Genomic DNA, 17,718 nt, shown 5'->3' on the forward strand with positions numbered 1-17,718 from the left:
CTGACGCTATCAACCGACTTCGCCCCCCATCGTGTAGTCGAGTCCTTTCCCCGTCGTCTTACCGGTGGATTCCGCTTTCGGCTCCGTTGACGCCCATGGGGGAGTGGGCTACCGGTCGGCGCGTGTGGCCAACTTGGCGGTGTACTGCCGGGCGATCTCCAGTTGTTCGCGCTCCATCCAGAGGGCGGCCACGAGTACGTCGGGCAGCATCGACCGTTCTGTGGTCACCGCGCGGAAGAGGCGGGACACGGTCACGTCGTGGTCCGGGCGGTGGACGACGGTGATGTGATCACCCGCGCTGATCTCGCCTGCCTCGATGACGCGGAGCATTGCCCCGGGGGACCCGGCGCGAGTGAAGCGGCGTACCCAACCCTTCTCGCCGAGCCAGCCGGCGAAGGTGCGGCAGGGGATGCGTCCGCCGGTCACCTCCACGACGGCGTCGGGGCCGACCCGCCATCGTTCTCCGATCAGCGCGTGGCGGAGGTCCATTCCGAGCACGGTCAGGTTCTCGCCGAAGGAGCCGCTGCCCAACACCCGGTTCAGCTCCCGCTGCCAGTCGTCCAGCTCTTCCCGGGCGAAGGCGTACACGGCGCGGTCGGCGCCGCCGTGGAAGCGCGGGTCACACACCGCGTCACCGCTGACTCCGCTTCCCGCGACGCCGGGTGGCCCTGCCGGGTCCACCCGGACCGGCCCGTCCACCGGCTGTTTGTCGATTCCCGTCGCGCCGCCCGGGGCGTCCGTGTAGGGCACCGCGCGGGCCCGGCCGACGTTGACACTGAGCACGGAGCCGTACGAACCGCTCACGCGTCGGACCGGTGCGTGGCTGCGGGCCCTGCGGCGATGCGCCCCGAGGGGCAGGGTGCGGCGCTGCGCGACGTGATGGAGGCGCGCACGGTACGGGCCGGACCCGGACCGTTCCGCTTGTGACTCGACGTTGTTGGTCGCCGGCCGGTCGCGGCCCCCGTCCCGCGAGGCGCTGCCTGCCGGGCGTCGGAGCCTCTCACCGCGCCGGTGCGGGGACCACGGCGCGAGGCCCCGGCTCGTCCCGTGCGCGTCTACCCGGCAGGACAGTCCCGACTTGCCCGCGCAACCCGGGCAACCGAGCGCCGCTCCCCGGTCCGACTCGGGACCCGGTGTGATGCGTGGGGATGACGGACGTTTTGGCCTACCTCGTGGGTGCCCTCGCGAGTATTGATTTGCGTGCGCCGGGCCTTGACGCCACGTCAGCGGGTGGTGATAGTGAGTGCCACTTGGCGTGGACGGCCGCGCACCTCCATCGAAATTTCGGTCCGTCCTCGCTCGTAGCGGGAATTGTTAGCGCTAACAAAGCCTCTCTCCCACCCGTGCAGGAGCTCGCTATGACCTTCCATCAGTTGATAAGCCGTGCCCGGAGCACCCTTCTCGCCGCCGGAGCGACGGTCGCACTCACCGCCGGGGTCATCACCGGTACGGCTGCCACCTCACAGGCGGCCACACAAGGGCCATGTGACATCTACGCGGCGGGCGGTACCCCTTGTGCGGCGGCGCACAGCACTACGCGGTCACTGTACGGTTCGTACCGTGGCGCGCTCTACCAGGTCAAACGCGCCACGGACGGCGCCCTGAAGGACATCGGCGTGCTCAGCCCAGGCGGCTACGCCAATGCCGCTGCCCAGGACGCCTTCTGCGCGGGCACCAGCTGCGTGATCACCGTCATCTACGACCAGACCGGCAAGGGCAACCACCTCTCCCAGGCGCCCGCCGGTGGGGCGGCCGGCGGACCGGACAACCTCGCCAACGCGGTCGAGGCCCCGGTCACGGTGGGCGGTCACAAGGCGTACGGCGTCTACATCGCGCCCGGAACCGGCTATCGCAACAACCACACCAACGGCATCGCGGTCGACGACCAGCCCGAGGGCATGTACGCCGTCCTGGACGGAACGCACTTCAACGGTGGCTGCTGCTTCGACTACGGCAACGCAGAGACCAGCAGCAACGACACCGGCAACGGCCACATGGAGGCGATCTACTTCGGCAGCATCAAGGTCTGGGGCTACGGCTCCGGCGCCGGGCCGTGGGTGATGGCGGACCTGGAGAACGGCCTGTTCTCCGGGGTCGACCCCCGGTACAACGCCAACGACCCGAGTGTCAGCAACCGCTTCCTGACCGCGGTAGTCAAGGGGGCGCCGAACCAGTGGGCGATCCGCGCGGGCAACGCCCAGGCGGGCGGCCTTTCCACGTACTACAGCGGGCCTCGTCCCAACGCGCCGGGCTACAACCCGATGCACAAGGAGGGTGCGATCATCCTCGGCATCGGCGGTGACAACAGCAAGGGCTCGGCAGGCACCTTCTACGAGGGCGTCATGACCTCCGGCTACCCGTCGGACACCACCGAGAACGCCGTCCAGGCCAACATCGCCGCCACCGGATACAGCAGCGCCGCCGGCGAAACCGGCAGCCTGACCCCGGGTTCACGCGTGTCGCTGCGAGCCACAACCACGTGCTGCAACCGCGACTTCCTCACCCACGCCGACGCGGACGACAAGGTCACCATCTCGCCCGTTGGTGCCGCAAGCCCGGCCGCCCTGAAAGCCGATGCGACATGGAACGTCCGCGCCGGCCTGGCGAACAGCTCCTGCCTCACCTTCGAGTCGCTCGACAAACCCGGCCGGTTCCTCCGGCACTACAACTTCGAACTGCGCCTCGGCGCGGACGACGGGGGAAGTGCGTTCGCCCAGGACGCGACTTTCTGTCCCACCTCCGGTAACAGCGGGACGGGCTACTCCTTCCAGTCGGTGAACTACCCGACGAAGTACGTGCGCCACTACAACTACTCGGTCTACGTCGCCGGCAACGGAGGACCCAACAGCTGGGACAGCAGCATAAGTTGGGGCGCCGATACCAGCTGGCTGGTCGCCCAGCCCTGGAGCTGAGCCGCCCCGTTCGGCGTACGGGGGCGGGAAGCAGCGGGTTCCCGCCCCACCGCCGCACCCACCATTCGTGCGTCCGGGCCCAGCGGCAGGCCGCGGCATGTGCGTGACGTGACGGAGTGCCAGGACCGGCCCGTGCGGTGATCGCTCTTGTGGCGCTGCTGGAGGGGGCGGTGTCGGCGCTCGAAGTCCGCGGAGCGCTCGAAAGAGAACGTGAGTTCCGGGCCTCGCCGGTGTGTACCTCCGTGCCGGTGGAGGCGTCGGCATGCGTTTGGGATCAGGAGTTCAGTGTCCGGCGGGCGGAGGTGCACCGGAACGCCAAGGGGAAGGAGCCGCAGGCGGGGTTGTCGCTGCCGAACGGCAAGCCCTGGACGGTGACCTTCCAGGACGCCGATCCGGTCGTATCGGAAATGGAACCAGGCGACGCGGTCGTCGGCGTCATCTGGCGCGGGCGGATCGTCGAGGTGCGGGACGCCGACAGGCGGCGACAGCAGACGACGTTCAGCCCGGTGGGGCGGCCCGCTGACCGGCTCGGGGGCGTGCTCACCTGCATCTCCTTCGGCTTGACCGCCCTCGTCGGATCACTGTGGGGACTCATCCGCCGCCGCGAGCGCCGGCACGCGCGCGCCGCGGCGATGGTGCGGTGGCACGGCGTTGCCTTGGGCCTGACGGCCCTCCTGACGCTGTGGGCGCAGGCGAACAACGACTGGCCCATGTGGGCGATCCCGGTGATCTGGGGGCCGCTCGCGCTGATCCTCCTGGCCACGTCGGTGGCGTCCGCCGTCGCCGCGCTCCACAGCGGTGTGGCGGTCGACGCCGTGACCACCTCGGCGACCGTCGCGCTCGCCCCACAGCCGGTCGGGGCGAGGGCCACGGTCATGGGGGCAGCGGATCCGCCCCGCGTCTCATCCGCACACGGCGGTTGGCCTGGGAAGAGGTCCAGGACATCAGGCCCGAGCCGCTGAGAGGGTCCGATCTGAGCGCGTTCCTGCCCAATGTGGTCGTGTACGCCTACCTGGCGGGTGGCAGACGCAAGCTGCTCATGCACCTGAACGACAAGGCGTACGACATCGACCACGAGATCGCCGTCATGCGTGCCGCCGGTGCCGAGCTTCGTGGTACGGGCTCTGTGCCGGACGCACCGGTCGCTTGACCGCCGGTCCGGCCTGCCGGCTCCGCATGCGGTCCCCAAGAGGGCATTGCCAGCGGTCAGCGACGGCGACCTCCAGGTCGTCATCCAGAACTGTCCTGCGGCCCTTCCCGGACGGCAACGTCGCCCACCGTCGAGCTCTTCGCCGACGCAGCCACCCCGGAAGACCGCTTCCGCAGGCGATGGCAGGGCCCAGGCTCTCCTTCTCATGCAGCGGCGAGGTCTGGACGTAGGCTCCTGACCAGCCGCTATCTCGTCGGGTATCGCGGCCGGAGCACCACGCTGGGAAATCCGGCGCCACCGGCATCACGTCATGCTCGACACCGGAGCCACCCCTCGCCCCGTAGTCGGCGACCTCGATGTGTGAGCCGCTCTTACCGGTCACCAATAGGCGCCGTCGTCCCAGGACAGGAATTCCGCGAACTCGACGGGATCGTCGTCCTCGTCCAGGGTGGCGAAACCATGCGCGACCAGTGTGCCGCGCTGCCAGTCGAGGAGGGTGTCGATCAGGCCGCCCTCCAGTGGCGGACCCTGGTCCGCATGGCGGGGCCAAACGATCAGCGGCCAAGTGTCGGGATCCCGGCCCTCGGTGAGCCAGCCGAGGTAGTCGCCGTCGATGGAGTTGGCGAAGGGGAGGAAGCCGCCGGGTTGGGGCCAGGTGGCCAACGGGTGCCACGCGGCGTGGCCTTCCTTGAGTTGTCGGTAGGCGTCGACGGTGTCCTCGACGTGTGTGAGGAAACGCCGCTCGCCGGTCCGGAGCGGGCTGTGGAAACGCAGCCAACCGCTCCAGATGCCGGCGCCGTACGCGTCCATCAGTCGCACGTACTCACCGGGCAGCTGTGTGCCCAGTTCGGTGAAGAGCCGCTCCCAGGAGCCGCCGCCGAGGTATGGCCGCTCGGGCGGCGGCGACAGCAGCCGCAGCGCGTCCAGTCCGGTGCCGGTCTCCAGAGCGACCCGGCGTTCGGCCTCCGTGAGCCGGGGCGGGACCGGCGCGGGCGGGGTCCACGGCTCGGCGTCGGGAAGGAAGGCGGTCCGCGCGACGGTGTCCGGCAGCGGGCCCATCAGCGGCCCGGGTGGGGCAGGGAGCTCCCAGGTGTCCCGGACGGTGTGCCGACGATAGCCGGTGAGCGTCAGGTCGTACCGGTGCCGGCGGAGTAGGCCGCTGCCCGGCACCGCCCCCGAGTGACGCACCACCACAGTCCACTCGTCGGGGTCCTCCGAGGCCGAGGTGTCCCAGAACAGCACGTCGCCGCCCCGCGTGCAGCCCCAGGCCAACAAGCCGCCGGGCTCGGGGTGGATCACGGCCCGCTCGGCCTCGGGCAGCTCCCGCGTCTCGATCCGCGCCTCCCGGTGCGTCTCGCGCAGCCACTCGCCGTAGTCGAAGCCGTCCCGCTGGAGGCATGGCACGTGGATCCACACGTACTCACCGAAGTCCAGCGGCCCGTAACGGTCGGCGAGTCGTTTGTAGTCGGCCGGCAGCCGTAGTCCGAGCCAGTCCTCGATCGCCGCCCAGTCGATGGGCACGGGGGAGGGCGGACGCCCTGTCGAGGGTGTAGTGAATGTGCTGATGTCCGATGTCAATTGACGTCCTTCCGGCGTGCGCCATGTGCTCGGCGGATTCTTACGTCTCGGTGAGCTGCGCGGAAATCGGGCGCGAGTGGGCGTGCCGCGCGTGGCCGACGGCGCGTGGATCGCGGCGAGGCGCGGGCGACGTCCGTCACTGTCCGGGCCTGGCCACGGTCAGCGATGGCTGCGCCGGCCCGGTGACGCCCCCATGGAGGCAGATATCGTACGTAAGGGCCTTGGCGGCGGCGCACCGCTCCAGACGAGTCACCGGCTTCGACGGCACTATCACGCCACGATGTCCGCCGATGGGGGAGGGCGCAGGATTGCCCCGCTACCGGTGAGCCGGGGCGGCGTGGCCTGCCTGTGAGGCGCATGGAGGTTCGATTGACGGCGCCTCAGATCGATGTGAGGAATTGTCACCCCTCCTGTGAAGAACTGCTTGAGGATCGGTGGCCAGGGTGGTGCCCGATGGCGGACGCGAGATCGAAAGGCCACGTCAACCCGGCGCTGTCGTAGCCGGGTTGACCGTATGGGGCGGCCAGTGCGCACGTCGAGAGGGCGCAGATCCGGGTGATAGCATCCCCGCATCTGTGATCTTGATCCATTTTGACGCAGATGCTGATCGGCGATCGGTGGCATCCCGCCGGGCAACCGCAGGTGGGGAGTGCCCGATCAGCCGTGTTGCGGGACCTCGTTGGGTGTATCTGCAGCCGTCCGCATGTCATGCGCCGAGAAAGGTTTCCATGAATCGAGACGCACTTGTGTGGTGCTTGGTTGCGGTGGCGGGGATAGCCGTCGCCGCGGTTGCGGCACTCGTCGCCCGCAACAGAGCGCTGGGGGCGAAAAAGCAGCAGATCGAGGCCGAACTGCGGCAGCAGTTAGTCGTGATGGACAGTCATCTGCACGCGTCACGCGCCGAGCTGCACAGGTTCCGCAGCGAGCAGGACGCCACGCTCCGCGAAGCCAAGGACGCGGCGGAGGAGAACACCAAGGCCGTCCTCAAGGCTGCCGCCAGCCTCCTGCAGAGCCTCGCGGCCGAGCAGACGACACTTCTGGACGGCATCCAGCGCAAGTACGGCGGGCACGCCGTCCTCAGCGACCTGTTGGACGTCAACCACGCCAACGCCCAGATGGCGCGCAAGGCTCAGGGCATCGCCGTCATGTGCGGTGCGCCTCTCGGCCGTCGCAACAAGCCCGCCAGCGTCTACGACGTGGTGCGCAGCGCCCAGGGCCAGATCCGCAACTTCCACCGGGTCGCGATCATGCAGCAGACCGGTCTCGCCCTGAAGGCGTCCGCGGTCGCGCCTGTCGCCCTCGCCGTGGCGGAGCTGCTCGACAACGCCGCAAGCTTCTCGCAGCACGACGCGCCCATCGAGGTGACGTTCCAGCGCGTCCAGAACAACCTGTGCATCGTCATCGACGACGCGGGTGTCAGCATGAACGACGAAGATCGGCAGCGGGCCACCGCGCTGCTCTCCGGAGAAGTCGCCCCCCGTCTGTCGCAGCTCGGGAGCCAGCCGAAGTTCGGTTTCCCGGTCGTCGGCCTGATCGCGCGTCAGCACGGTTTCAGGGTGGACGTCACCGGAGTCTCCCGGTACGGCGGCGTCAGGGCCGTCGTCCTCTTGCCCGAGGAGCTCTGGACCGTGGAAGAGATTCCGCCCGCGCAGGAGGCTCCCGTCAGCGACATCCGGCGTGTCCCCGAGAGCCGGCCCCAGACCGCGACGTCGCGCACGATTCACGGTCTTCCGAAGCGCGGCGCACGCCAGGCGCCCATCGTGAGCGTCCCCGATCCGGATACGCACTCGCCGGCGCCGCGGGCCACGGGGGAGACGGGCCGCCCCTCCCAGCGCGGTCTGGGGGCCTTCCAGCGCGGCACGCTCTCCGGTCGCAATCTTGACGCCAACTCGCTCGAAGGGCCCGAACACGCATGACCGCAGACCTGTCGTGGATGCTTGAGGACATCGTGCACAACGTGCCCCGGGCACGGCACGCCGTCCTGCTGTCCGCGGACGGCCTTCCTCGCGGCTCGACGGAAGGCTTGGCCGAGAAAGACGTGCGCACCATCTCCGCGGCCATGGCCGGGATGCAGTCGCTCAGCCGGGCGACGGCCCACTTCGCCGGTCCGGAGGAGGACCGGCAGTGGAACCAGACCGTCATCGAGTTCTCGCACGGCTGGATCTTCCTGATCGGGGCGGGGGAGGGCTCCTACCTCGCCGCCGCAGCCGCGCCCGATGTGGACATGCAGCAGATCTCCTTCCGCATGCACCGTCTTGTCGCCCGGCTGGGCAACAACCTCACCTCGCCGCCGAGGGTGAACGCCGAGGACGGCAGAGACGCACGGGCGAGCGCCCCCCGCCGGCCGGGCACGGGGGACGCGGGATTCGTCCTCGGCGAGCTCGACCGGGTGGTGGCCGAGGTCGAGGGGGCCCGCCACGCGGTGCTGCTGGGTTCGGACGGCCTCCCTCGCGGGGCGACCAACGGGATGAGCCGCGACCTCGCGGACACCATCTCGGCGGCCATGACGGGCATCCACGCCTACAGCCGGGTCACGTCCCAGTTCGCTGGGGTCGTCGAGGACGCGGAATGGCGGCAGACGGTCATCGAGTTCCAGCACGGCTGGATCTTCCTGATGGCGGCCGGCCCCGATGCCTTCCTGGCCGCTGCCGCCGAACACGACTGCGACATCGAGGAGTTCACCACGCGTCTGCACGGGGCGGTTCCCCGCCTGACGGCGGGGGCGACGTCGGGGAAGGGAACAGGCCATGCCTGACGGGCCCACACCGGATGAAGATCTGGAACTGACATCTCCGTTAGTCCCCCTCTTCGTGATCACAAACGGACGGGCGCTGCCCCCGGATCACGAGTACGAGCACACGACGCTCGTTTCGGCGGCGGCGGAGAACGGACAGGTCGCGGCGCGCACGCTGTCCCCGGAAGCGGGACAGGTCCTGGACCTGGTGGCAGACGGCTTCCTGTCAGTGGCCGAGGTGGCAGGGCACACGCACCTGCCCCTGGGCATCGTCCGCATCCTGCTGGCGCAGTTGGAGGACGACGGTCTCATCCTCACGCGGACACCGATACCGCGCGCCGAACGTGTCGACAGAGAACTGGTCAGCGCTGTGCTTGAAGGCCTGAAGAATCGATTCGGAGCGTAACGCGTGTACCTGGATCCAGATGTCTCCCACGCGGTGAAGATCCTCATAGTGGGGCACTTCGGGGTCGGCAAGACCACCTGCATCGGCAGTCTCTCCGAGATCGAGCCACTACGGACCGAGGAGGAGATCACCGAGGCCAGCGTGGGCTTCGATGATCTGTCGGGCACGCCCGACAAGAAGACCACCACCGTTGCCATGGACTTCGGCCGGCTCACCCTCAGCGACACCCTGGTGCTCTACCTCTTCGGAACGCCCGGCCAAGAGCGCTTCAAGGAGATGTGGGAGGAGCTCTCCCGCGGCGCTCTGGGGGCACTGGTCCTGGTCGACCCGGAACGACTGCACGAGTCCTTCCCCGTCCTGGACCTCGTCGAACGTTTCGGCCTGACGTACGCCATCGCCGTGAACCATTTCGAGGGCACCACGCGGTACCCGCTCGACGAGGTGCGCGAGGCCCTGAACCTCACCGCCGAGACACCTGTCGTGGAGTGCGACGTCCGGGACGAGAACTCCTCGGCGCAGGCCCTCATCCTCCTCGTGAAACACCTCATGTCCCAACTCGGCTAGGAGCGCAGGAATGCAACAGCCACTCGACCCGCAGAAGATACCCCCCGGCTGCCCCGCGCACGGGAACGTCCAGATGTACGGCCCCTCCTTCGGAGCCGACCCCGACAGCCACTACGCACAGCTGCGTTCGTACGGTCCAAGTGCGCCCGTGGACATCGCCCCCGACGTCCAGGCCGAACTCGTCACCAGCTACGACGCCGCTCTGTACGTCCTGCAGAACCCCGCCTCCTTCGTGCGCGACTCCCGCCGCTGGAACGCCCTCAACGAAGGGCGCGTCCCGGCCGACAGCCCCGCACTGCCGATGTTGGGATACCGCCCCAACGCCCTCTTCAGCGATGGCGCGGCACACGCCCGTCTGCGTGCCGCCGTCACCGACAGCCTCGCCACCGTCAACGAGCACCAGCTCATCAGGCAGACACAACAGTCCGCCAACTACCTCATCAGCCAATTCAGTTCCGGCGTCCGCGGCCAGGCGGAGTTGATGGCCGAGTACGCCCAGCCGCTACCCCTGCTGGTCTTCAGCGAGCTGTTCGGCTGTCCGCCCGAGATCGGCGACCGCGTGATCGCCGGTATCAGCGGCATCTTCGAGGGAACGCCCGGGGCCGACGAGGTGCTCGGCGGGGCGCTCAACGAGCTGATTGCCCTCAAGCGGCGGCGCCCGACAGCCGACCTGACCACGCGTCTGATGGAGCACCCGGCCCAGCTGAGCGACGAGGAGGTGCTGCACCAACTGGTCACCCTGCTCTCCGGCGGGACGGCTCCCCTGACGGCGGCCATCGGCACCAGCAGCGCCCTGTACCTCGGAGAGGACTGGCAGGTCGGCCTCCCGGTCGAGGACGCGGTCTCGCAGACCCTGTGGAACTACGCGCCGATCGCCAACTACGCGGCCCACTACCCGACTCACGACATCGAGTTCGGCGACAGGCTGATCCGGGCCAACGACCCGGTCCTGATCTCGTTCGCCGCGGCCAACACCGACCCCAAGCTCACCGAACACCGCGAACACCTGAGCGCCAAGGCGCACTTGGCGTTCGGAGCGGGCCCACACGCCTGCCCGGCCAAGGACCCCGCCTTCATGATCACCGTGACTGCAGTCGAGGCACTGCTGAACCAGCTCCTCGACGTGGAGATGCGTGTCCCGTTCAAGGCGCTCACCTGGGCGCCGAGTCCGTGGAGCCGCACCCTGGTCACCCTCCCGATCCGTTTCACCCCGAGGGCCGTGACCGGAACGCCCGAGGCGACGGGATCGAACGTGGGCCAGACCCCCCGGCAACATACGGCCACCCCCACGCCCCCCAGCACCGGACCCTCGCGCACGAACGCCGGTGTCGCGCCCCAGCCCAAGGGTGGCTTGTTCAGCCGCTTCCTGGCATGGACCAGGGGAGAGTGACGCAAGTGTGATTCTAGTAACCTCCTGAGTACTCAGTGGTAGTGGATGCTGCAACGATCATGTGGGTATGCATGGCGGCTGGTTCTCAGAAAGGAGCCGCCATCATGGTTTTCGCCACGACGCCGTCGTACGACCGCCGGGCGTCCGCCTCGCTCTTCTCCCGGCTGCGGACGGCCGCAGGTCAGGCCAATCCCTTCCCGATATACGCCGAACTCCTGGCACGCGGCGAGGTGGTGCCCGCGCCCTGGGGCGGCTCCGTCGTGACGGGCTTCGCCGCCTGCGACGGAATTCTGCGCAGCCGCCAATGGCTCGAGCCCGACAAGGAATGGCGAGAACGCCAGGGGCCCGGGACACGCTGGAACGCGCCCTCCTCACGCGAGATGAGCAACACGCTCGCCGCACTCAACCCGCCGGACCACACCAAGGTGCGACGGGCGGCGGGCACGTTCGACCGAGGCACCATGGAGCGCATCGGCCGGCAGGTGAACCGGACGGCGGATCGGCTTCTCGACGCCTTCACGGAGCGAATACGCACCGGCGAGGCGGACATCTCGCAGCTCGTCTGCGAGGAACTGCCGGTTGCCACCATAGGTGACTGGCTCGGGCTGCCGCAGGCGGACTGGCCCAGGCTGCGGCAGCTGACCCACGATCAGGTCTTCACCCAGGAGCTGCTGCCCTCGGCCAGTCAACTGGCACTGTCCGACGCGGCCACGGCCGAACTCCGCACCTACTTCACCGACCTGGTGCGTGATCGGCGCTCGCACCCCGGTGACGACCCAATCACCCGGTGGATCCAGACGTGGGACGCGATCGAGCCCGACCGGGACAAGGCCGACGAGGCGGTCTACTTCCTGGTGTTGTTCGTTCTGCTGGCCGCCCTGGAAACCACCGCGACCCTCCTCTCGACGATGACGCTCCGGCTCGTCGAGAGCCCGGAGCGGTGGGGGTTGATCGCCGACAACCCGGACCTCGTGCCCGGGTTCGTCGAGGAGACGCTGCGCTACGACCCGCCCACCCACGTGATCAGCAGGGTCGCCTCGCAGGACTGCGTGCTGGGGGGCATCGAGATCCGCCGCGACGACATGGTCCACCTCATGGTCGGAGCGGCGCACCGGGACCCGGCCAGACACGAGGACCCGGACCGCTTCGACCCCGGACGCACACCCGGCCACCTCGCGTTCAGCGGCGGCATCCACTACTGCCTCGGCGCGCCACTGGCCCGCCTCGAAGCCCAGACCCTGCTGCGCCAACTGATCCGGCGCCTTCCCCGCCTCACCCTCGTACGCCCCCCGTCGATGGCGCCCCGTGTGGCGTTCCGGCGCCTGCTGAACCTGGACGTAGCGCTCGCATGACCGAAACCACCCCCGCCCCCGTACACGCCCGGACCGCTCCGAAGACGATAGACGTCGAGCAGGACGGCCCCGTACTGCATGTCAGCCTCAACCCCTGGGGGCAGGACGACACGTTGGACTCCGCAGCCCTAGACGACCTCACCGCCCTGCTCGACGACCTCCACGAGAGACCCGACGTCCGGATCCTGACGCTGTCGTCGCGGGGTACGGACTTCTGCCTGGGCGCCGACCGCAACGAGTACCAGGAGGCGCTGGCCGCCGATCCGTCCGGAGCAAGCCTGCGGCGCATCGCCGACAAGGCGCACCGCCTGTGCCAGGCCCTGGAGAACACCCACGCGGTCACCATCGCCCGGCTGCACGGGCGGGTCGTCGGCGCCGGTCTCGCCCTCGCCTCCTTCTGCGATCTGCGCGCCGGGGCGGACGACAGCCGCTTCCGTATGCCGGAGGTAGGCATCGGACTCCCGCCGGCGTGGGGCGGGGCGATGGGACGCCTGGTCTCCGAGGTCGGCGCCTCCAGGATTCGCGAGCTCATGCTCACCTGCGACGTCTTCGACGCCGACACGGCCCACCGCATCGGCCTGCTCCACCGGACCGCCCCGCTCGACCGGCTGGACAAGGTGATCGATTCCTGGACCAGGCCTCTGGTCCGACGCTCGCCCGAGGCGCTCGTCCTGACCAAACGGATGCTGGCCGGCTACGCACGGGCGGACAGGACGGCAGACGTCTCCCTGCTCGACTCCCATCTCCTGGCGGCCACTCTCCACCAGCACGCCAGGGCCTGATCCTCCGAGGCCCCTTCGGGCACCCGGCGCACCGCCGATTCTCGGAAGCTGCCGGCAGAGGGCGTAACGGCGCTTCGCCCGGCGGAGCCGGGACCGGATCTGGTCCTGGCTGTGCCCGGTCGTCCCGGACGAGCTTGACCTGATCGGTGACCGCGACGGTCTGCCGACCGCGCTCGCCATCTTGGGGCCCACCTGCCCGACACCCGGGCCTCGGAGCCGTTGGTACTCGGCTTCCCACCGACCCGCTCCGTTCGGCATGGGGAGCTGACCGGGAACCTGGCCAGAGCGTCTCGACCAACGCGGCTGAGACGCTCTCCCAGCGCTTTCCCGGCGCCGTCTCCTGCATACGACCTGTCCGAGGGGCGAGGCCAGTTGCACCGACGGCCGGCGCCGAGAACAGGAGAGGCGAAGCGGCGACCCGTTCCATACCTCTCATCCCGAGACCGAGGCAGTGGTGTGAGCCCGAAGGCGGGCTCACTCTGACTCCCGGCAGGTTGGTGCCCCACCGCAGGGGGCGGTACGCGTTCAGCCAGACCGAACCCCGCCACGACCGGACCGGCGTTGCGCGCGCGAGCAGAGCGGCCCGCACGAGCTCGCCGGGCTCTGACCCCATGTCTCCGGCCGGTGCCTCAGGTGTCCCGATCCGGCGCCGGCTCCGAATCTCCGGTCACTGTGAGCCGGTTATGCCTCGGGTCGCGTGCGGATGGAAGCAGACAGTGGACTGCAGTAGGCGCGCTCGGCGTCCGTCATCGGAGGTTTGCCGAGAGCGGGGCCGGCCGGCCCCTTGATGACCTCCCATACGGTGTCGGGTCGAAAGAGTCTGGTGGGTGGCTCGGCCAGCGACATCACATCGAAGAGGGCTTTCGTCGCCTTGGGACGGCTCATTGCGGTGCTGCTGAGGCGGTCGACGTATCGGTGGGTCAGACGACCGGCAAGGGAAGCGCGAGGGCCCGTGGCGCCTGGGAACCGGATGTCCTGGCCTGTGGTGATGTCCCAGGGTGCTTGGACGACTCGGCCGATCCGGCGCTGGACGGTGCTGCTGAAGTCTGGGTCTGCAAGGCCGTGGCGAAGCAGAGCGGTCCGCATAGCCAGGACCATTTGGGCAGCCATGGTCATGCCCTGACCGTATATCGGGTTGGTCGAGACGACGGCGTCGCCGAGCACGACGATGCCTGCGGGCCACGGCTTCAACCGCTCGAAGTACCTGCGGTGATTACGGCAGTTCCGATAGAGGCGGACATCCGACAGCGGCTCTGCTCGCGCGATCAGGTCAGCGACGAGCGGGTGGGCGGCGGACCGTGCGAACGACTCGAAGGCAGCCGTATCAGCACTGGGCTGGGCACCGAGGGTACCGGCCAGGGTCACAAGCCAGCGACCGCCTTCCACCGGGACGAGCGTCGCGATGCGGCCGGGTTTACCCAGGCCCGGATCGGGCTGCAGGCTGATGACGGGATACTCTTCCGCACCGTCGGGTGCTCGGAACCAACGGCTGGCATACACCAGACCGGGATCGACGATTGACTCGACAACAGCCGGCAAGCCGATTTCCTCAAGCCATCGAGCGGCGTGGCTCTTGCGACCTGTCGCGTCGACAACGAGGGTGGCGGAGACATCCTCCGTCTTCTTCGTTTCCAGATCACGTACCCGCACGCCCGTGATGCGCTTCGGGGTTCCTGTCAGTGCTTCCGCATAGACACGTGAGCGCACGGTGACCCCCTTGAGGAGGTGGCCACGGGCAGTGGCATCCAGGAAGTCTCGGGAGCAGACGATCTGATGCTGCATAGGGGCGCCGGTGCGTGGGACCCAGCCGTGAGGCGTGAGCGTAAGGAGACTGCCGGGCATGGGCACGTACCGCGCACCGGCTTGAATCAGCAACTGCTGCATCCCCGGAGCGATTTGCTCCATGGCTTCTTCTCCGCCTGACCAGAGCAGATGAGCGTGGTGGGCTTGAGGGAGTCCCGGCCGGGACATCGGCCCATCGGGCAGATCATCCCGGTCCATGATGATCACTTCGTCAGCGTGAGGCGCCAATGCGGCGGCAGCCAGCATCCCCGTCAGGCTCGTCCCCAGTATGACGACGCGGCGTGTTTCCCTTGCGTCAGACATCGAGAGATCCATTAACGGGTGACTCCAGCGCGGATGTGCGTCTCTCGGAGTACGCGACCTGCTCGCTCTGGACGGAACGCGATACGAGGACCAGGGCATTTCGGTCGGGTGCCAGGTCGGGGCGCAGGTTCCTGGCCGTCGCGTGGGCCCTCTCAAGCTCCGCCGGCCGCTGTTCGACAGCGGTCACAGGCGCATGGCTGCCGTGCATGACGAAGTAATCCACGTTCGCGAGGCAGAAGAATGCCGCCCACCTCATGGCCGGAGCCGGCCCCGACACGGAGTTGCCGTTCTTGAGATTTCTTGCGTACTGAGGACTGATGCCGGCTCCTGCTGCGACCCCGACGTCGGTATACCCGGGCCCACCGTCCGGGTGCCGCAGTTCGATCAAGCGCTGCCCGGCGCCAAGGGAGCCGGCGCCTTCCCGGGGGTGGACCTCATCAAAAGAGGTGGGGGTCATGAACCGAAAGCGTAAGCAACGCAACAAGCCGAGGATAGAAAGAAGCAACAAGTGTTGCCCGAACGAACCTAAACCGGTCGGCCTTGCAATGTTTTCAGACATGAGGCGTGTGCTGCTCGAAGAGCGAGACCGGAAGCGCCCCGAGGCTCCGCAGGCTCGCCGATCGCCGACTGCCGTCAACGCATCGATGAACGCTGTCCTGGGAAGTGACCAAGCCAAGCGCTCGTCGAAGCTGTTGCCAGACGCCGGTGTGGTTCCAGTCCCTCAGCCGCGGCCCCCAGGTCATAGGCGAGTCGAACGTTCCCCGGCACTGTCCTGTGGCGCGGCCGGGTCACTCCTCGTTGAGCCAGCCGCATACGTAGTACTGCTGGTCCGAATCCCGCTCGATGATCCATTGGTTGAGGACGTCGCCTGCGAGTTGCCCGGTCTCGGGGTCCCGCCGGGTGATCTTCGCTTCGACGCTGAGCTGGTCCATGTTCGGTGGGATCTCGTAGGGCTGGAGTTCCCAACGGCCCACAAAGTAGCCGTTGAGGGCGAATCCGAGCAGCCCTGCCCGCAGCCGGGGGCAGGTGCCTCGGCGTAGGGAGGTCATGTCGTGGTCGGCCAGGCCGTTCATGTAGACGGCGAAGACGCGCTCGATGGCTCGGCGGTCGAGAGGGGTGTGTGTGGGCTTGGCGGTGGGGCTGAATCTGGGACTGAAGGTGGGGCTGGACGGGGTGGCTGTGGCGGGTGCGGCGGTGGAGGCAGACGGGGATGGAGATGAGGAGCGGTAGGTAGGCGCCGTGGCGTCGGGCGCGCGGTTGTGGCCGGCATCATCGTCGCGGGATCCGGACTCGGGTAACCACCAGAGCACCGTGAGCAGGACGGCCGCAACGACTGCCGCCACGCCGCCCAACGCAAACGGCCACCGCCCAGGAGGCCGGGCGGGGACAGGCAGCGGTGGGGTCGGCCGTCCCGCTACGAGGCCGGCGCCCGGCGCCACACCCAGCCGCAGCGTGGGCGCGGATGCCGGCGCGGGGTCCGGGGAGGACTCCGCTTCACCCGCCGCTTCCGTGAGCAGGTCGTAGGCCTCCTCGGCAGTGAGGCGCTGGGCCGGGTCCTTTCGGAGCAGGCCCATGAGCAGCGGCACGAGTCCCGCGGCGCGGACGGCGACGGCAGGTTCCTCGGTGGCGACGGCGACGAAGACGGCCCAGGAACCCGAGCCGCTGAATGGCGGGTGCCCCTCCACGGCGGTGAACAGCGTCGCGCCCAGGGACCACAAGTCGGATTCGGCGGTCGCCGGGAAACCGCGCACCTGCTCGGGGGACATATAGGCCGGGGTCCCCATGAGGGCCCCTGACCGGGTCAGACCGGGCTCGCCCTCCACGGCGGCGATCCCGAAGTCGGTGAGCACCACCCGCTCGCCTTCGAGCAGCACGTTGGCGGGCTTGATGTCCCGGTGGGTGACGCCCGTGGCGTGCACGGCGCGCAGCGCGTCCAGCATCTGTCGGCCTATCCTGGCCACCCGGGTCGGCGGAAGCGGGCCGTCCTTCTTGATCAGGTCATCCAGCGAGTGGCCGTGGACGAGTTCCATCACGATCCACGGGCGGCCGTCGGCGCCGGCTATCCGGTCGTGGACGGTGATGACCCCCGGGTGTTTCAGTCTGGCGGCCGCGCGCGCCTCGCGGTCGAGGCGGTCGATCCATGCCGTGCGCCGGGGGGCGTCGAGGTCCTCGGGGAGGCGGAGTTCCTTGAGTGCTACCTCGCGGTCGAGTTGCTCGTCGTGGGCCCGCCAGACGGTCCCCATGCCGCCTTGGCCCAGCGGTTCCGCCAACCGGTACCGGCCGACCAGCAGTCGTCCACGATCGTCAGTCACGCCCCGCAACATAGCCCACCGAACCTGCTCGCTTCGACCGCAGCGCCTACAAGCAGCGCAACACCGTCGAGCGATGCATCAACAGGCGCAAGTAATGGCTTGGCCTGGCCACTTCGTACGACAAGACCAGCTGGTCACCTGTCGTACCGGCGGCGGCCGCGCGAGGCGACGGACGGAGCCTCACGCAAGGTGGCGATGTGCGCGCGGACCATGCCGTAGGACATGTCGGCAGGCTACGTGCAGGTACTGAGAGACTGCCGGGTGATCCGCCCCCATCCCGCAGTGATCCGGACATGCTCCTCAGGCACCTCACCGCCACGGCGGCGAGCACGGCGACTGGTGGGCGCGGTGATGGAGTGGCATCCCGGAGGCCGGATGCGCTGCACGTTCCTGGCCGCGAGACACACGGCCACCGCCACGCGCGGCTGAGCG

The 17,718-nt window shown here is 68.8% G+C and carries 15 protein-coding genes; 10 read left to right on the forward strand and 5 right to left on the reverse strand.

Going from position 1 to position 17,718, the window contains the following annotated elements; all coding sequences use genetic code 11:
* Positions 1–108: 108 nt before the first annotated feature.
* Positions 109–804, reverse strand: a complete 696-nt coding sequence (locus E6R62_RS05955; RefSeq protein ID WP_136212091.1) for an MOSC domain-containing protein — start codon at positions 802–804, stop codon at positions 109–111.
* 554 nt (positions 805–1,358) lie between these two features.
* On the opposite strand from E6R62_RS05955, the gene E6R62_RS05960 reads away from it, so the two are divergent.
* From E6R62_RS05960 to E6R62_RS39420, 3 genes are all read left to right on the forward strand, one after another.
* A complete protein-coding gene (locus E6R62_RS05960; RefSeq protein ID WP_136212093.1) occupies positions 1,359–2,912 on the forward strand; it encodes an alpha-L-arabinofuranosidase B in 1,554 nt (517 codons plus the stop codon).
* A 137-nt stretch (positions 2,913–3,049) separates the two neighbouring features.
* A complete protein-coding gene (locus tag E6R62_RS05965) occupies positions 3,050–3,874 on the forward strand; it encodes a hypothetical protein (RefSeq protein ID WP_136212095.1) in 825 nt (274 codons plus the stop codon).
* A gap of 38 nt (positions 3,875–3,912) precedes the next feature.
* Positions 3,913–4,062 carry a hypothetical protein gene (locus E6R62_RS39420; protein WP_168713983.1) on the forward strand — a complete coding sequence of 50 codons (150 nt, stop codon included), beginning with the start codon at positions 3,913–3,915 and terminating at the stop codon, positions 4,060–4,062.
* A gap of 378 nt (positions 4,063–4,440) precedes the next feature.
* On the opposite strand, the gene E6R62_RS05970 is transcribed toward E6R62_RS39420, so the two are convergent.
* On the reverse strand, positions 4,441–5,583 hold the full coding sequence (locus E6R62_RS05970) for an SMI1/KNR4 family protein (protein WP_240801492.1): 1,143 nt from the start codon (positions 5,581–5,583) through the stop codon (positions 4,441–4,443).
* Positions 5,584–6,368: 785 nt separating this feature from the next.
* On the opposite strand from E6R62_RS05970, the gene E6R62_RS05975 reads away from it, so the two are divergent.
* From E6R62_RS05975 to E6R62_RS06005, 7 genes are all read left to right on the forward strand, one after another.
* A complete protein-coding gene (locus tag E6R62_RS05975) occupies positions 6,369–7,556 on the forward strand; it encodes an ATP-binding protein (RefSeq protein ID WP_136212216.1) in 1,188 nt (395 codons plus the stop codon).
* On the forward strand, positions 7,553–8,395 hold the full coding sequence (locus E6R62_RS05980; protein WP_240801493.1) for a roadblock/LC7 domain-containing protein: 843 nt from the start codon (positions 7,553–7,555) through the stop codon (positions 8,393–8,395). Before E6R62_RS05975 ends, E6R62_RS05980 begins: the two co-directional genes overlap by 4 nt.
* Complete coding sequence (locus E6R62_RS05985) at positions 8,388–8,780, forward strand: DUF742 domain-containing protein (RefSeq protein WP_136212099.1); 393 nt, start codon at positions 8,388–8,390, stop codon at positions 8,778–8,780. The genes E6R62_RS05980 and E6R62_RS05985 overlap by 8 nt, the downstream gene beginning before the upstream one ends.
* A gap of 3 nt (positions 8,781–8,783) precedes the next feature.
* Complete coding sequence (locus E6R62_RS05990; protein WP_136212100.1) at positions 8,784–9,344, forward strand: ATP/GTP-binding protein; 561 nt, start codon at positions 8,784–8,786, stop codon at positions 9,342–9,344.
* 10 nt (positions 9,345–9,354) lie between these two features.
* A complete protein-coding gene (locus E6R62_RS05995) occupies positions 9,355–10,734 on the forward strand; it encodes a cytochrome P450 (protein ID WP_136212102.1) in 1,380 nt (459 codons plus the stop codon).
* Positions 10,735–10,838: 104 nt separating this feature from the next.
* The gene (locus tag E6R62_RS06000) at positions 10,839–12,086 is read left to right on the forward strand and encodes a cytochrome P450 (RefSeq protein ID WP_136212104.1); all 1,248 of its coding nucleotides are present in this window, start codon (positions 10,839–10,841) and stop codon (positions 12,084–12,086) included.
* Positions 12,083–12,868, forward strand: coding sequence for an enoyl-CoA hydratase/isomerase family protein (locus E6R62_RS06005; protein ID WP_136212106.1), 786 nt, complete (start codon positions 12,083–12,085; stop codon positions 12,866–12,868). The genes E6R62_RS06000 and E6R62_RS06005 overlap by 4 nt, the downstream gene beginning before the upstream one ends.
* A gap of 681 nt (positions 12,869–13,549) precedes the next feature.
* Here E6R62_RS06005 and E6R62_RS06010 read toward each other — a convergent pair.
* The 3 genes from E6R62_RS06010 to E6R62_RS06020 all read right to left on the reverse strand — a co-directional run bounded on the left by E6R62_RS06010 (position 13,550) and on the right by E6R62_RS06020 (position 17,286).
* Complete coding sequence (locus tag E6R62_RS06010) at positions 13,550–14,974, reverse strand: NAD(P)/FAD-dependent oxidoreductase (RefSeq protein ID WP_240801494.1); 1,425 nt, start codon at positions 14,972–14,974, stop codon at positions 13,550–13,552.
* Positions 14,967–15,533, reverse strand: a complete 567-nt coding sequence (locus tag E6R62_RS06015) for a hypothetical protein (RefSeq protein WP_136212108.1) — start codon at positions 15,531–15,533, stop codon at positions 14,967–14,969. Before E6R62_RS06015 ends, E6R62_RS06010 begins: the two co-directional genes overlap by 8 nt.
* Positions 15,534–15,762: 229 nt before the next feature.
* Complete coding sequence (locus E6R62_RS06020; RefSeq protein WP_240801495.1) at positions 15,763–17,286, reverse strand: serine/threonine-protein kinase; 1,524 nt, start codon at positions 17,284–17,286, stop codon at positions 15,763–15,765.
* Positions 17,287–17,718: the final 432 nt, after the last annotated feature.

It is taken from the genome of Streptomyces sp. A1136, from assembly GCF_004795055.1.
Classification (GTDB): domain Bacteria; phylum Actinomycetota; class Actinomycetes; order Streptomycetales; family Streptomycetaceae; genus Streptomyces.

Bases quoted from the DNA above. Each gene is read 5' to 3' on its own strand.
- E6R62_RS05960 (WP_136212093.1), top strand. From the start codon at position 1,359: ATGACCTTCCATCAGTTGATAAGCCGTGCCCGGAGCACCCTTCTCGCC.
- E6R62_RS06005 (WP_136212106.1), top strand. From the start codon at position 12,083: ATGACCGAAACCACCCCCGCCCCCGTACACGCCCGGACCGCTCCGAAG.
- E6R62_RS06000 (WP_136212104.1), top strand. From the start codon at position 10,839: ATGGTTTTCGCCACGACGCCGTCGTACGACCGCCGGGCGTCCGCCTCG.
- E6R62_RS06015 (WP_136212108.1), bottom strand. From the start codon at position 15,533: ATGTCTGAAAACATTGCAAGGCCGACCGGTTTAGGTTCGTTCGGGCAA.
- E6R62_RS05975 (WP_136212216.1), top strand. From the start codon at position 6,369: ATGAATCGAGACGCACTTGTGTGGTGCTTGGTTGCGGTGGCGGGGATA.
- E6R62_RS06010 (WP_240801494.1), bottom strand. From the start codon at position 14,974: ATGTCTGACGCAAGGGAAACACGCCGCGTCGTCATACTGGGGACGAGC.
- E6R62_RS05985 (WP_136212099.1), top strand. From the start codon at position 8,388: ATGCCTGACGGGCCCACACCGGATGAAGATCTGGAACTGACATCTCCG.
- E6R62_RS05980 (WP_240801493.1), top strand. From the start codon at position 7,553: ATGACCGCAGACCTGTCGTGGATGCTTGAGGACATCGTGCACAACGTG.
- E6R62_RS05995 (WP_136212102.1), top strand. From the start codon at position 9,355: ATGCAACAGCCACTCGACCCGCAGAAGATACCCCCCGGCTGCCCCGCG.